15 protein-coding genes are annotated in these 13,918 nt (G+C 58.1%); 3 read left to right on the top strand and 12 right to left on the bottom strand.

Annotated features, from left to right (window positions below):
• Window positions 1-21: 21 nt before the first annotated feature.
• The 10 genes from FPV09_RS00850 to eif1A all read right to left on the bottom strand — a co-directional run bounded on the left by FPV09_RS00850 (window position 22) and on the right by eif1A (window position 9,305).
• Window positions 22-1,098, bottom strand: a complete 1,077-nt coding sequence (locus FPV09_RS00850; RefSeq protein ID WP_148882016.1) for an HD domain-containing protein — start codon at window positions 1,096-1,098, stop codon at window positions 22-24.
• 26 nt (window positions 1,099-1,124) lie between these two features.
• A complete protein-coding gene (locus tag FPV09_RS00845; protein WP_148882015.1) occupies window positions 1,125-1,931 on the bottom strand; it encodes a GTP cyclohydrolase IV in 807 nt (268 codons plus the stop codon).
• A gap of 61 nt (window positions 1,932-1,992) precedes the next feature.
• Window positions 1,993-2,763, bottom strand: a complete 771-nt coding sequence (locus tag FPV09_RS00840; protein WP_148882014.1) for a DUF4129 domain-containing protein — start codon at window positions 2,761-2,763, stop codon at window positions 1,993-1,995.
• A 79-nt stretch (window positions 2,764-2,842) separates the two neighbouring features.
• A complete protein-coding gene (locus tag FPV09_RS00835) occupies window positions 2,843-3,250 on the bottom strand; it encodes a DUF1699 family protein (RefSeq protein ID WP_148882013.1) in 408 nt (135 codons plus the stop codon).
• Window positions 3,251-3,254: 4 nt separating this feature from the next.
• Window positions 3,255-4,502: a DUF530 family protein gene (locus FPV09_RS00830; protein WP_148882012.1), complete on the bottom strand. Its 1,248-nt coding sequence runs from the start codon at window positions 4,500-4,502 to the stop codon at window positions 3,255-3,257.
• Window positions 4,499-5,659 carry a DNA topoisomerase IV subunit A gene (locus FPV09_RS00825; RefSeq protein ID WP_148882011.1) on the bottom strand — a complete coding sequence of 387 codons (1,161 nt, stop codon included), beginning with the start codon at window positions 5,657-5,659 and terminating at the stop codon, window positions 4,499-4,501. The genes FPV09_RS00830 and FPV09_RS00825 overlap by 4 nt, the downstream gene beginning before the upstream one ends.
• Window positions 5,652-7,349, bottom strand: a complete 1,698-nt coding sequence (top6B, locus tag FPV09_RS00820; protein WP_148882010.1) for a DNA topoisomerase VI subunit B — start codon at window positions 7,347-7,349, stop codon at window positions 5,652-5,654. Before top6B ends, FPV09_RS00825 begins: the two co-directional genes overlap by 8 nt.
• Window positions 7,350-7,351: 2 nt before the next feature.
• A complete protein-coding gene (locus FPV09_RS00815; protein ID WP_148882009.1) occupies window positions 7,352-8,098 on the bottom strand; it encodes a KH domain-containing protein in 747 nt (248 codons plus the stop codon).
• 11 nt (window positions 8,099-8,109) lie between these two features.
• Window positions 8,110-8,886: a serine protein kinase RIO gene (locus FPV09_RS00810; RefSeq protein WP_148882008.1), complete on the bottom strand. Its 777-nt coding sequence runs from the start codon at window positions 8,884-8,886 to the stop codon at window positions 8,110-8,112.
• Between the two features lie 44 nt (window positions 8,887-8,930).
• On the bottom strand, window positions 8,931-9,305 hold the full coding sequence (gene eif1A / locus FPV09_RS00805; RefSeq protein WP_058938267.1) for a translation initiation factor eIF-1A: 375 nt from the start codon (window positions 9,303-9,305) through the stop codon (window positions 8,931-8,933).
• A 207-nt stretch (window positions 9,306-9,512) separates the two neighbouring features.
• Here eif1A and FPV09_RS00800 point away from each other — a divergent pair, with 207 nt between their 5' ends.
• From FPV09_RS00800 to rnhB, 3 genes are read left to right on the top strand one after another with little or no spacing between them, the layout of a single operon-like run.
• Window positions 9,513-10,307, top strand: coding sequence for a metal ABC transporter ATP-binding protein (locus FPV09_RS00800; protein ID WP_148882007.1), 795 nt, complete (start codon window positions 9,513-9,515; stop codon window positions 10,305-10,307).
• Window positions 10,304-11,125: a metal ABC transporter permease gene (locus FPV09_RS00795; protein WP_148882006.1), complete on the top strand. Its 822-nt coding sequence runs from the start codon at window positions 10,304-10,306 to the stop codon at window positions 11,123-11,125. Before FPV09_RS00800 ends, FPV09_RS00795 begins: the two co-directional genes overlap by 4 nt.
• A 4-nt stretch (window positions 11,126-11,129) precedes the next feature.
• Window positions 11,130-11,825, top strand: coding sequence for a ribonuclease HII (gene rnhB, locus FPV09_RS00790; protein WP_148882005.1), 696 nt, complete (start codon window positions 11,130-11,132; stop codon window positions 11,823-11,825).
• Between the two features lie 283 nt (window positions 11,826-12,108).
• Here rnhB and FPV09_RS00785 read toward each other — a convergent pair whose 3' ends face one another.
• Together FPV09_RS00785 and FPV09_RS00780 are read right to left on the bottom strand one after the other, a co-directional pair.
• The gene (locus FPV09_RS00785) at window positions 12,109-12,996 is read right to left on the bottom strand and encodes a nucleotide-binding protein (RefSeq protein WP_148882004.1); all 888 of its coding nucleotides are present in this window, start codon (window positions 12,994-12,996) and stop codon (window positions 12,109-12,111) included.
• A complete protein-coding gene (locus FPV09_RS00780; RefSeq protein WP_148882003.1) occupies window positions 12,996-13,865 on the bottom strand; it encodes a nucleotide-binding protein in 870 nt (289 codons plus the stop codon). The genes FPV09_RS00785 and FPV09_RS00780 overlap by 1 nt, the downstream gene beginning before the upstream one ends.
• Between the last annotated feature and the right edge of the window lie 53 nt (window positions 13,866-13,918).

Genomic DNA, 13,918 nt, shown 5'->3' with positions numbered 1-13,918 from the left:
TTTTGGATGAAAAAATCACCCTCAATCAAAGAAGGCCCCCAGAAACCTTTCAACCCGCTCCCTCACGTCGGCCCTCGCATAAACTCCCCAGCGCCAGTGGGTGTCCTTCAGTTCAACGAGGGAACGGACAAGCGGCGAGACCTCACTGAGGCGCTTCAGTCCCCTTTCGGTCTCCACGAAGGCGTTCTTCTCCTCAAACTTGGGTTTGGGGGGATAGTCAACGATGGCGAGGTGTCCGAACTCGGCCTCAAGCTCTCCCCAGAGTTCGGCAACAGCGTCCCCTCCAGGGTCGCTGGCACTGTAGAGAACACGCTTGTAGAGCCTCCTGTCATCTATCGCCCGAACAAGCTCCCGAACCTCTGCCCTTTCACTCGCCCTGAGCCGTGCTATCAAATCAACCTCGTCCATAGTGCGTATTTCCTCGGAGGGAATTCCTTCGAGCTCAACGGCCGTTACGAGCATGGCACTCGCTATCTTTGAGACGTGGTGCTGGTAAACGGTGGGATACATCATACTCCTCGCCAGGAGCAGGTTCTGGGCAGCTATTACCCCCTTTTCCCCAACGATGAGCATGCCATCTCTCCACAGCAGGTTCCTCACGAGCCTGTCGAGGTCAACCAGGCCGTAGGCTGCGCCGGTGTAGTAGGCGTCACGCACCAAGTAATCCATCCTGTCGGCGTCTATATCTCCGCTCACGAGGGGGTGCTTGAGGAGCTTGAGGAACTCCCCCACGGAATAGCGCTCCCTGATCACGTCCCCGATTTCGCCGTGCCTTATGAACCACTTCGTGTTCTCCTCGTGCCGCGGGTAGAGGGCCTCGAGCGTGTGGCTGAACGGGTAGTGGCCGAGGTCGTGGAGTAAAGCCGCGTAAACGGCGCCTTCCCCGATTTCAGGGTTGTGCTCGACTATCCTCTTCGCAAGATAGAAAGTTCCCAGCGAGTGTTCGAAGCGCGTGTGCCTGGCAGAGGGATATGCGAGGAAGGCCAGACCAAGCTGAGTTATTCGCCTGAGCCTCTGGAACTCGGGGGTATCAACGAGTCCAACCACAAAGTCATCCAGCTCGATGTGGCCGTGTATGGGGTCGTGGATGAGCTTCATATCCTTCACCAAAAAGCTGTGGAAAATCAGCTCCACGTCTCGGCTATGACGTCGTGCTTGTGGATGCTCTCGTTGCTGATTACCCTCACGTGTATCTTCCCGTTGAAGCGCTCCTTCGCCCGGGCGAATATCTCACGCGCGACGTCCTCGACGAACTTCGGGTTGGCGAACATCCCCTGAACCACGGCGTTCTCGTCTATCGTCTTCAGCAGGGTGTACGTCGGGTGGCTGAACGAGCTCTCGACCACGTCGATCATGTCCTCCAGCGCTATCTCCTCGTCGAAAGCAGTCCTGACCTCAAGCTCGCCTATTGCCCTCTGTATGTGGGTCTTCCCGTTGTTGTTGGCCATAGCGTGAGGGCAGGCGGTGTTTCCGATGACCTTGACGCGGAGAACCTTCTCAAAGGCCCCGTCGTAGTGCTTTATAACACCGACTTCGACGTCGTAGGGCTCGTAGGTGGTCTTTCCGCTGGCCGGGGTTTCCCGCGGGATGATGAGATGGGTTCTTATCCACACCTCGGCCCTTCTGTGGGGGTGCTTGCCCTCCAGGTGGCCGATTATTGCCCTCCCAAGCTCCTCAAGGGAGGAATGGGCCTCCATAACCTCCTCCTCGACGGCCTCACTCATGGCCTCGGTTATGCTCTCGACCAGCCTGCTCATGTGGATTCCCTTCTTCTCCTCGGGGACGTCGATGGTTATCTCGAAGAGCGGGAGGAACGTGTAAACCTTCCCCTTCCAGTTTATCTTCGCAACGCTCCTCAGGTTGGTGATTCCGACGCGGTGAAGGCGCTCCTTTATTTTCGGGGTCTCCTCCTGGGTCTCAAATATCGGCATTAGCATCACCCTCACTTTTTAGTTAGGTGGTTCTAACCGCGGCCCCTTTTAAAGCTACCCGCTACCTGAGGAACTCCATGAGCCGGTCGTAGCTCTCGCGCGCGGCTATGACCTCTTCCTCGCTCAGCCTTCCGGCGTACTTGGCCTTCTCGAAGAGTCTGGTAAGAACGTCGAGGTCCTTTAGGTCGGGAAAGACTTCCCTCAGCCTCTCCTCGTGCTCCCAGTGGGTCCAGCTCTTCCGGTAGGGATAGCCCTTCTCGACGAGACCGGCGACCACGTTCTTGTACATTCGGATAACCTTTTCCGCAGGGGTTCCTTCAATGGCGTCGTAGGTCAGTTTCGGCTCGAACTTGACCTCCGGAACGGGCCGTCTCTTCTTAGTTCTCTTGGCGGTGAGGACTATGGCCACGAAGAGAAGGAACGGAATCAGGTAAGCCCAGCCTGGAAACTGATTCCAAACAGTCACGAAATCGCCGGAGGTGACGTTGTACCAGACTCCCTCGAGACCCCTGCCTATCTCCTCACCCTTCACCAGCTTCTCCGGCTCCCTTTTGAAGAAGACCAGGTACACCGCCACCATCAGTGCTATGAACGTTATCATGTCCGCGAGGGGGTTTCTCTTTCCTCCCCTCACGCCGTGGGCGTTGAGGCGGCCCTCGATGGCCAGCTTGACGACGTAACCGGCGGCACCGAAGAGGAAGAGCGCGGAGAGGAAGAAGTACCACTCGAAGTTAAAGGCAGTCGTGCCGCCGTGGACTGTCGATGACTGGAGCAGGGAGAAGATGACCACGAGGGCAAGCATGACGAGAGTGATAGTTTTTCGCGCCTCCATTGCTCTTCGTACGTGTAATCAGTGCTTGGCCTTAAAGGCTTTGCGGATTTCACGGGGCAGAGAATCGAACATCGGCCCCTTATGTGCGGTCGGCCTTGGAGGTGCGCTCTATCATATAGTAAACTGTCCTCAGGGGGATGCCCATGCGGATGCTTATCTCCTTGGCCGGCACCCCCCTCATCAGGAGGTTCTGAACCTCCCGGATGGTCCTCTCGTCGTACTTCCGCGGCCTTCCGCGGGGGTAGCCCTCGGGGACGAGTTCTATGCCCATCTGGGCGAGTGCGGCGATGACCCTCTTGGAGACCTTAGGATAGAGGCTGGGAGGGCAGGAGATTTTGCGCACGTTGGGTGCCCGCTCGAGTATTCTGACGAGTATCTCCTTGGTGGGGCGGAGGTTAATGTAGACCTCGGTGACCTCCTCGTCCAGGGTCTCCTGGAGCTTTGCTATCAGCTCCGCGTTGTTGCGCGCTTTTATCTCCACCCTCATACCCTCACCCCTGGAGGAGGGCCAGGAACTGTTTGGCCTTGTCGCTCTTGGGCATGAACTTCTCGAACTTCTTTGTGTCGGCGAAGAGCCTCTTGTGCAGGCCGGAGATGACGAACTTCTTCACGGCCTCAACCAGCTCGTCGGCCTGAATACCGAGAAGCTCCGCGACTTTGTCCTCGCTGTACTCGCTCATTCCATAGAGGAGCACTCCCCCCAGGAGGTGGTTGGGAACGTTGGCTATGTCCTTCCTCCTCCCCACGAGGGCCTGTTCCATCTCACACTTCCTTATGAGGAGCATGCTGCCGTGGCCCGTTCTGAATCCCTTCTCGTCGGCGAAGGGAAGGTCAAATATCGAATAGTGGCAGTCGATGCAGAGCCTTATGTCCGGATAGAGGCCCAGGCCCTCCCTCTCGTTCTCGGAGGTCAGGAAGTAGTAGCGGAAGAGGTCGAGGCCGAGCTTCCTGGCGCCGTTTTCAGGATCGAGGATGGAGTAGGCCAGGGCCAGGTTGTCAACCGTGTAGTGGTTGTTTATGAGCACTCCACGCGTCTTGACGAAGCTCAGCACGCGCCAGCGGAAGCGCCTCCCGTACCTCTGGCGGAGTTCAGCCTCTATGTCCGCATCCGTGGGCAGGTCGAGGCGGGCTTTCTTCAGCCGGTTGTTCTCCCAGTACTCGACCTCTATCCTGATCCCGCGGTTCCTGACGGTTCCTTTCTCGCGGAGCTTGCCCTTTATGAACTTGAACGACTCCCTGACGTCCACGCTCTCCCTGGCGAGCAGACGGAGGACGTCGCCGGAGTAGGCGAGGTGGGGAAGAACCTCAACGCGCCCGAGTTGAACCGGGTTGGGAACGGCCTTGATCCGCTCAACGTTCTCCCTTGTGAGCTCCCTGAGGCTCACGAGTTTCTTCCCCATGAAGAAGGTGTAGTTGGCGGAGATGAGTGCGAGGGCCATCTTGTGGGCGGTTATGGCCGAGCGGAGCCTCTCAAGGGCCAGGACGCGGTTGCGCTTCTTCTTGTATATCCACTGGATGTGGGGGTCCTTGTTCTTTTTGTCCGAGAATCCGGCCGAGGGTGTGGTCTCACCCACGCGCCTTGAGAGGTCATCCTCAAGCTCCTGAAGGAGCGAGAGATTCTCCTTTAAACGGAAGGAGATGGACGGGATGTCGAAGGTCTCGAATAACCCGTCCATGTCTATCCCGATATCGTCCAGTATCTTGTTAACCTGTGCGACGAGCTCTTCAGTCGTCGTCATGGCAGGAGCTCACCGTTGTTTATCTTTTCGGGGAGGTACTTCTTCGCGACGAACTCGAGGCTCTTGTTGGCGAGGGCCTGCTGCTCTATCCTGACCCCCATCTTGATCGCCATCTTAAGCTGCCTCTGCCACTCCCTGTTCTGGAACCACGGGTACTCCATCTCCTCCAGGATTCTCTTGTAATCCGCCGTCGGGCCGCCCTTCTTGTTCGGCGGGATTCCCTTGAGCTTTTCGGTGACGTTCTTGAGGCCGTAGCGCTCTATGTCGTCCATGGTCATTCCAACGAACTTCGCCTCCGGTGTTGCGAGCTTGTCGCTGAGGTATGCGAGGTTGATGGAGCCCTGCTTTATGGTGGAGTAGATGTACCAACCGTAGGGGTCGCCATCGGTGAAGACTATTATCGGCAGTCCCTCCTCGTAGTGGAGCCTGTGGATGAGCCTCCTGACACCGCGCGAAGCCTGTCCCTGGGTGGCTATGATGAGGGCCTTCTCCTTCTTCGGGAACTTTTCCTCGATGAGACGGTCGGCCATAGCGGCGGTCTCGACTACGAGGGCATAGTCAACGTTTATCTCCGGGAATTGGAGGTGCTCGACGGTTCCCGGGACGGCCCAGCCGCCCATACCAAGCTTGCTGGTGTTGAACTCATCTTCCCCGTCGCGTATGACTATGTCGCCGTAGATGTAGCCGCGCCTGTCCGCCGTGAGGTGCATCTCCTCACGCAGGACGCCCATCATCCTCTCGAGGTCCTCTATGATGGGGTCGCTCTCGCGCTGGTCCTCGAAGGTGTTCTCCTTTGTTCCGGGGATTGTGTGCTTGTTGGCGTAGTAGGCTTCACGAAGGCTCGCGTGCTTGTTCTCGCTTACGAGGCGCTTGACGTAGGCCATTATGAGGAGCGTCTGCATGAACTTCCTCGCGTGGGCAACGTTGAGGAAGTAGCGCCTTGAGAGCTTGTCGCCCATCCTGATGACGCGCCTCTTCTCGTCGAAGTAAACGTTGCCGATGCCGCGCATGGGGATGTCAAAGTAGGGGTTCTTTCCGATCTTTATGTCCTCAAGGATTCTCTTTCCGTACTCCTCGAGCCTGGTGAGCACTTTGGTCGGGTCATAGGAAAAGCGCTCCCTCGGCTTCTCACGCCGGACTGCTTTGGGTTTAGGCATTCTCGCTCACCTCCTCCGCTCCACCTGCCTCCTTGGCCGCGAAGTGGCCCTCTATGTAGGACAGGAAGTAGTTCTTAACCTCCTCCTCGGGCTTCCCGGTGAGTACGCTCAGGGCCCTCGCTATCTCAGGCACGTACTTTTCGAAGGTCCTCCTCCTCTTGGCCTGGTGGAGCCTGCGGTGCTTTCCGCTGAGGTAGGTCTGAAGTCTCCTGGCCGCGTCCATTATCGCCAGCCTTATCTCGTTCTGAATCTCCTCCACGTTGGCTATGCTCTGCTTTCCTGTGCCGGTATACGGCACGTGGACGCTGATGACGTTTATCATGAGCACGAGGGGGGCGCGGTCGAGGTCATCAACCTTGTAGCGCCTCCAATCAACGGAGCGCGCCGCCAGCGTCGTCACACAGGAACCGGCATCGAAGAGCAGCGGCACGCGGTTGGCGTAGCGGAGGAGCTCGAAACCTCCGGGAATCTCACCGCCGTAAGCGAGACCGACCTCGACCTGGAACGGGATACCTCCGGAGTAGACCTTCGGCGACCTGGTGACCGCGGTGACGAACTCTGGCTTGAGGATGTTGGTGAGGCCCTTCTCTATGTTCTCCTCGCCGATGGGCCTGAGGCCGTGGGTCGGCGGGGCCAGGAACTTCATGTACCTGAAGGCTTCGACTATCTCCTCAGCCTCGTGCCAGCTCAGCTTCTCGGGGGGCTTGTCCATGAGCTTCGCAACCTGCTTTACGACCTTCGTGTAGCCCTTGAACGAGCGCAGGACGGCCTTTACCTCGCCCTCCATGAGCCTCTCGTAGAGCTGTTCCTGGACGTTCTTGTCGTCCTCCGTCTTTATGAGCCTCAGCGCCGCGATGTACTCAACGAGCTCGTCGATTTTCTTGTCGCTTATCCTTGAGAACTCCCCAACGAGGAAGCGCTTGACGGAACTCCTCCTCGTCTTCTTGGCCATCCTGTAAACGTCGTCGGTGAGGACGCCGCGCGGATGGGGCTTCATCTCCACCGGGGGCTCGGGAACGTCCTCGCTGGAGCGCGGGAATACTATGAGTTTCCCGTCCGGTTCAATGAGCTCTATGTGGGCGTGCGGGTTGGCTATCGCGGTGAGCTTGAGGTACCAGTAGATGCCCTGCTTTGAGCGCACGTAGCGGACGTTCTTCACCTCCAGCTCTATCCTGGTGCCGCGCCAGCCCTTTGGGTTGGGGTGCTTCTCCTTCTTCACAATCTTGCCCTCGTTCCTGTCAACGTCTATCTTAACCCATGCCTCGATGATACTGTCGTCGCCCGTGGAGGTGATGACGCGCGTTGCCTTTCCGCTCGTTATCTGGGCGAACATAACGGCGCCGCTTATACCGATACCCTGCTGGCCGCGGCTCTGTATGTTCCTGTGAGCCTTCGTACCGGCCAGCATCTTACCAAAGACGTGGGTTATGTACTTCTCGGGGATTCCTGGTCCGTTGTCCTCGATTATGACCTTGTAGTGCTCCCTTCCAAGCTCCTCTATCTCAACACGGACGTAGGGAAGTATACCCGCCTCCTCACAGGCGTCGAGTGAGTTGGTCACTGCCTCATGGATCACCGTGGTGAGGGAGCGTATCTTGCCCGTGTAGCCGAGCATTGCCGCGTTCCGTCTGAAGAACTCGCTGACACTCTGGATTTTGAACTCCTTAAACAGCTGATTCGCCTCGGCCATATTCAGTCCTCCCAAAAGTCTTCGTCATCGTAGTCCTCATCGGGGCCCTCGTAGTTCTCCCCGAAATCGCCCGGCTCCCCTTCAAGGGCCTCGTAGTAGGTCGTGCTCTCGAGTTCAAGGTCCTTCTTTCTGCGCTCGAGGTACTTGTAAACGACACCGTGCGGGGAGCCCCTGGCGAGCTTCTCTATGGCGGTCTTGGCAACCTCGACCTGGATCGGGTTGCCGATTATCGCGACGGTTTTTCCGTAAACGCTCACATCCGCACCGCTCATTTCCTCGATTATCTCGCGCGTCCTTCCCTTCCTTCCGATTATCCTCCCCCTGACGCGGGGAAGGGCGTTCTTATCGTTGCCGATTATCACGTCCGTCAGGTTGACGACCTCAAGGACCTCCCCTTCGTTGAAGAGCCGGAACGCCCTTTCGGGGGAAAAGCCCCTACCTATGGCCATTACCACGTCGCGCGCCTTCCAGACGGCCAGGGGGTCGTCAGTCTTCTCGGTGGAGGTTATGAAAACCTCACCGGTCTCGCTGTCCACCTCTATCTTGGTCTTGGTTCTCTCCTCTATCTCCCTCTTGGTCTGCCCCTTTCTGCCTATGACGACGGCAACCCTGTCGCGGGGGATTCTTATGAACTCCTCCTGCTCGCCCTCCGCGGCGTAGGTGATCTCCTCATCGCGACCGCCCCGGGTGGGCCGGCCGTCCTTGTCTATCCGCTCATACTTCCTCAGCAGTCTCTCAAACTCGTCCATGCTCTCACCCTCTAAACCCCAACCAGCTCACGGAACTTATCGTCGAAATCATCAACATCAACGCCCTTCCTTCCAAAGTAGTTTATGACGTTCCTCAGATCCCTTCTGAGCAGCTCCACGCTCATCCTGTTCCTCTTCACCGTCGCCTGCGACCAGTCTATCACAACGGGCCCCTCGTGGAGCAGTATGTTGTACTCGCTCAGGTCGCCGTGCACCATGTCCCCGCGCTTCCAGAGCCTCTCGATGACGCCCATCGTGAAGTCATAAAGTTCCTCAAAGTCCGAAGGCTCGAGCGAACGCTCAACGTCTTTGATGCGGGGTGCGGGGAGCTCGTCCCCGATGAACTCCATCACGAGGACGTTGTTGCGGAAGATCACGGGTTCCGGAACGCGAACCGCATATTTTATCGCCCGCTGGAGGTTCTTAAACTCCCTCCGGGTCCACACAAAGACCAGCTTGCGCATATCCTTGGGCAGGTAGCCGACACGCGGGTCTGCCGCGAGGTACTCCCATATGCGCCGGAACTCGGTCGTGTACGTGCGGTATATCTTGACGGCTATCCTGTTCCCCTCGGCGTCCACGCCGGCAAAGACGTTGGCCTCCTTGCCCGTGCTGATGACGCCGTAGAGGGCTTCGATCTTTCCTCTCCTGTGGAGATAGGCGAGGGTCTCCTTCGTCGTTCTGTCGAATACCTCATTGGCTATCTTGTAGAGGTCGCTGTCCTTCTCCCGCCTCTCCCGGAGGCCCAGCATTCCCTCGATTTCGCGCTCTATTACCTCCTCGCGCATTCCCCATCACTCTGCCGGCAGCCGGAATTTTAGAAGAAGCGGGCTCAGAACAGGAGCTCGCCACCGCTGAGGAATTCCTGACTTATCTTGCCCCTCCTCAGGAGCCAGTCCACCTGAGTCCTGGTGTAGCGGTAGACTATGTCCCCACGCTCCTCGGTCTGCACGTCCCAGGGCTGGACTATGACGACGTCGCCCACGCGCATCCACATGCGCCTCTTGAGCTTGCCCGGTATCCTGCACCTTCTGATCTTCCCGTCGGAGCACCTCACGTCCATCCATCCAGACCCCAGAGCCTGCTCGATTACACCGAACAGCTGTCCTTCCTTCGGGAGGGGAACACGGATGACCTCGTCACCCTGAACCTGCCTGTTCTTTTTCTTCCCCCCACTTCTTCCGCCTCTTCCTCTGTGGTACGCCATGATCATCACCTCCAGCGAATAGGCCCGAGCCCTTATAAACCTGAGCCTTGCAAAAATTTTCTAACGAGAGTACAGGCATGTGCTTTTAAAATTTTTGCACAAATCCAGGAAGGTGCAAAAACCGGCCCTTCCATTACCCATCTCTGTCCAGTAGAGGCACATTAAGGTTTAAAAACGCACCGCTTAAACTGGAGTCTGGAGATTACCATGGAGGCAATAACCGCCGAAAGCCTCACGATACTCTACGACGGAAAGCCCGCTGTGGAGGGGGTAGACTTCACTCTCGAGGATGGCGAGACGCTCCTTCTGCTCGGCCCCAACGGGGCAGGCAAGACGACCCTGCTCAAGGCAATCGCCTGCTTCCACCGGGACTACACCGGACGGCTGGAGGTCTTCGGGAAACCGCCCTGCGAGGCGAAAGAGCTCATAGGCTACGTCCCTCAGAGCCACAGCCTCAACGAGAGGGTTCCCCTCACCGCCCTTGAGGTCGTTGCGATGGGCGGCGTCTACCGCCGCGGCTTCGTCCACTTCAAGCTTCCGCCGGAGACAATGGAGAAGGCGGGGGAAGTCCTCGGATTCGTCGGGCTCGCTGAGGTGGGTGACAGGCTTTTCAGCGAGCTGAGCGGCGGTCAGAAGCAGCGCGTCCTCCTCGCGAGGGCCCTGATGAGCGACCCCAAACTGCTCCTCCTCGACGAGCCACTCTCCGCCCTGGACCCCAGCGCAAGGGCAGAGGTCGCCAGCGTTCTGGCCAAGATAAAGCGCGAGAGACGGGTGACGATGGTCATCACCACCCACGACATCAACCCCCTAATCGAGGTCGGGGACAGAATCATGCTCCTCAACAGACGCCTGATAGCCTTCGGAAGGCCGGAGGACGTCCTTCAGGACCCGATAATCAAATCCGTATATGGCCCGCTGGCAAGGGTCATACCCGTTGAGGGCAAGCTCTTCTGCATAACCGGCGACGTCCACCTGCACAGGCACGGGGGTGGCGGGCGGTGATTCCGGAGTATCTGATCAGGGCTCTCCTTGCCAGCGTTATGGTAAGCGTCCTGCTCGGCATGCTCAGCCCGCTCATCAACACGAAGGGACTGGCCTTTCTAACCCATGCCCTCTTCCACTCCCTGCTGTTCGGTGCGGTCCTTGGAATGATACTCGGCCTGCTGTTCGAGAATCTCTCCCTGGTCATGCTCGTTGCACTCATCATCACCATCATCGTCGTGCTCACGATAGCGGAGCTTGAGAAGCTCGGATTCTCCCCCGATTCCGCCGTTGGAATAGTGGCCAGCTTTGTCGCCGGCCTCACGGTCCTCGGCTTTGGCGTGCTCTACAAGGTGATGGCAACCAGACCATACTTCCCGCTCGGCGAGAGCATAGTCTCCTACCTCACGGGGGACATCTTCCTGATAACCCTCGACGACCTCACGGTCCTCGTTATCGGAGGTACCTTTCTTTTCTTCGTCGTCCTCTTCCTGTACCGCGATTTCCTCTACCTCAGCTTCGACCCCGAGGGCATGGAGAGCTACGGGGGCAACGCGAGGGCCTACCTCATGATCCTCTACGTCCTCGTCGGTGCCATCGGCGCTCTCATCGTCCAGACCGTCGGCCTCATAACCCTCCAGGTGGTGGCCGTTCTTCCGGGCGCGATAGCGCTGATGGTCAGCAGCGACCTGCGCAAGGTCATCGGGGCCAGCCTGTTCCTCACCCTGGGCGTCCAGGTGTCCTCCGTAATCCTTGCCTACTTTACCGACATACCCCCCAGCGGCCTGGCGACGATAATGCTCGGCGTCATCTACGGCGCTCTGCTCTTCAGGAGGTGAAACCTTGAAGCTCGCTGGAATCGACGAAGCCGGCAGGGGCCCCGTAATTGGCCCCATGGTCATAGCGGCGGTTGTTGTGGATGAACGGAACGTTCCAAAGCTCGAGGAGCTTGGGGTTAAGGATTCGAAGAAGCTCACCCCCAGGCGGCGTGAGAGGCTGTTCGATGAGATAATCTCTCTGCTGGACGATTACGTGGTTCTGGAGCTTTGGCCGGAGGAGATAGACTCCCGTGAGGGAACTTTAAACGAGTTCGAGGTGGAGAACTTCGTTAAAGCCCTCAACTCGCTCAAGGTGAAGCCCGACGTGATATACATAGACGCCGCCGACGTGAAGGAGGCCCGCTTCGGCGAGGACATAGGGAAGAGGCTGGATTTTGAGGCGGAGATAATAGCGGAGCACAAGGCCGACGACAAGTTCGTGCCGGTCTCGGCGGCCTCGATAATAGCGAAGGTAACCCGCGACAGGGCGATAGAGAAGCTGAAGGAGGAGTACGGCGAGATCGGGAGCGGCTATCCCAGCGACCCGAGGACAAGGAAGTTCCTCGAAAACTACTACCGCGAGCACGGCGAGTTCCCGCCGATAGTCAGGAGGAGCTGGAAGACGCTGAAGAAGATCGAGGAGAAGCTGAAAACAGAGATGGAAACGAAGAAACCCCCGAGGAAAGGACAGCTCAGCATTGAAGATTTCATGAAAAACTGACCTCCTCCTGGCTAAGGGCGAGGGTTCGGCTTTAACCCCCGCCAAAGGAGGGGCTTTCAAAAGAAAAATGTACACCGGCAGAAAACACGATACGTTGGACCTCAAGGTTTATCGTACGTGTTAAATATTATGTTTAGGAATAACAGAAAACAAAAGAGACTAAATATGCGTCCTTCAAAAACCGCCTTTGAGCGGTTTAAAACTCCGAAGGGTGGTCTCTAAACGATAACCCCCAATCTGCTTTGCGGTGGGGGTAATGGGCCCAAGACCGGGCCCGGTGGAGTCACTTCAGAATCTCCTTCCTAACCCTCTCGGCTATCTCCCTCATCGCGTCAGCCGCCTTCGAGTCGGGGAACGCCTCGACGAAGGGCTTGAGCATGCTCATGCTCCTCGGAATGGCCCTGTCGTAGGGTATTTCTCCGAGTATCGGGATCCCCTCGGCTTCAGCCCACTCCCTGAGGGCAGTGAAGCCGGGGTTGAAGTCGGCCTTGTTGATGATGAGGTAAGCCGGCTGCCTGAAGTGCTGAACGACCTTGTAGGCCCTCTGCACGTCGCTGAGGGAAGCAGGGGTAGGCTCTGCCACGAGTATCGTCAGATCCGCCCCGCCTATGCTCGCTATAACCTGACAGCCGATTCCGGCGGCGCTGTCAACCACCATGTGCTTCAGGCCAAGCTCGCCCATGAGCTTTTTCGCCCACTCCTTCTCCTCGGTGACGAGCTTTCCACTGTTGGGCCTGCCGACGTCGAGCTGGGCCGAAATCAGCGGGAAGCCGTAGCGGGTGGTCGTCTTCCTGACGACTCCAGAGCGAACCTCGTCGAGACTTATCGTCCCCGGAACGGGGCACACCAGACCGCAGACGTTGCAGCCCTCACAGGTCAGCTCGCTGACAACGTAGTCGCCGTCTATGACTTTAATGCAGTCGTAGGGGCAGCGCTCCTGGCAGATGCCGCACCTTATGCAGCTCTCCGTGTTTATCCTTGCCACCTTCGCCCCTACCAGCTCCCTCTCCTCCTCCCAGCGCTCCACGCCGAGGAGCAGGTCGAGGTTCGGCGCGTCCGCATCGGCATCAACGGCAACGAACCGGTACTCGTCCTTCAGCAGGTAGAGGAGCGAAGCCGTAACAGTGCTCTTTCCAACTCCTCCCTTGCCGCTCGCTATGACCAGCTGCATCACTCACCACCTCCGAGGAACTCAACGACCCTGGAAGCAATCTCCCTGAAGAGCCCCGCCTCGGGATACTCCGTCAGGACTATGGGCTTCCCATCAACGTAGCTCCTTATGATGTTCTCGCTGTACGGAATCTCCGCTATTACCTCCGCACCGTACTTCTCGGCAATCTCGCGCACCTTAGCCACGTCGCCGAGGTCCGAGCGGTTCACAACGACCATCGCAGGGATGTCCATCAGCTTCGCCAGCCTAAGAATCAGCTCGCCGTCGTGAATGCCGAGGGGAGTTGGCTCGGTGACGGCTATGATGAGCCTCGAGTCCTCAAGGGCCTTCGAGACGGTGTTGCTCGTTCCCGCGGCAGTATCGACCATCAGAAGCTCCTTGTCAAGCCCCTGGGCACGCTTCTTGGCCCTGGAAACTATCGGCATCGCCCTCTCCTCACCCTCAAGGAGCCGGCCCGTAACGAGCGGGAAGCCGTAGGGAGTCTCTGTAAGGTAAGTGTGCCCCATCAGCTTCTTACCCGGCAGAATCGCCCCTGGAACCGGGCAGACTATTTCACAGGCGGCGCAGCCGGAGCAGAGGTTCGGCATGAGGAAAGGTGTCCCGTCGCGCATGGTTATTATCGCGTGCTCCTCGCAGACTTCAGCGCACTTCCTGCAACGGGTGCACTTCCCATAGTCAAAGCGCGGCATGAACAGTTCAACCGGCTCCTCGTTGGCCAGCTCCACGCCGAGGAGGAGGTGGTCGTTCGGCGCCTCGACATCGAGATCCGCCAAGACAAGGTCGTAGCGCTCCCTAAGCGCTATTGCCAGGTTAATCGCGACCGTGGACTTTCCGGTGCCACCTTTTCCACCACTCACCGCTATCTGCAAGCTCTCACCTCCAGGAATTAGGCTAACCTAAAAGCTTTTAAGCTTTGTGCATA

It is taken from the genome of Thermococcus aciditolerans, from assembly GCF_008152015.1.
Taxonomy (GTDB): Archaea; Methanobacteriota_B; Thermococci; order Thermococcales; family Thermococcaceae; genus Thermococcus; species Thermococcus celericrescens.
Note: the sequence above shows the minus strand (reverse complement) of the source record. Positions and strands in the feature narration are given on the sequence as shown.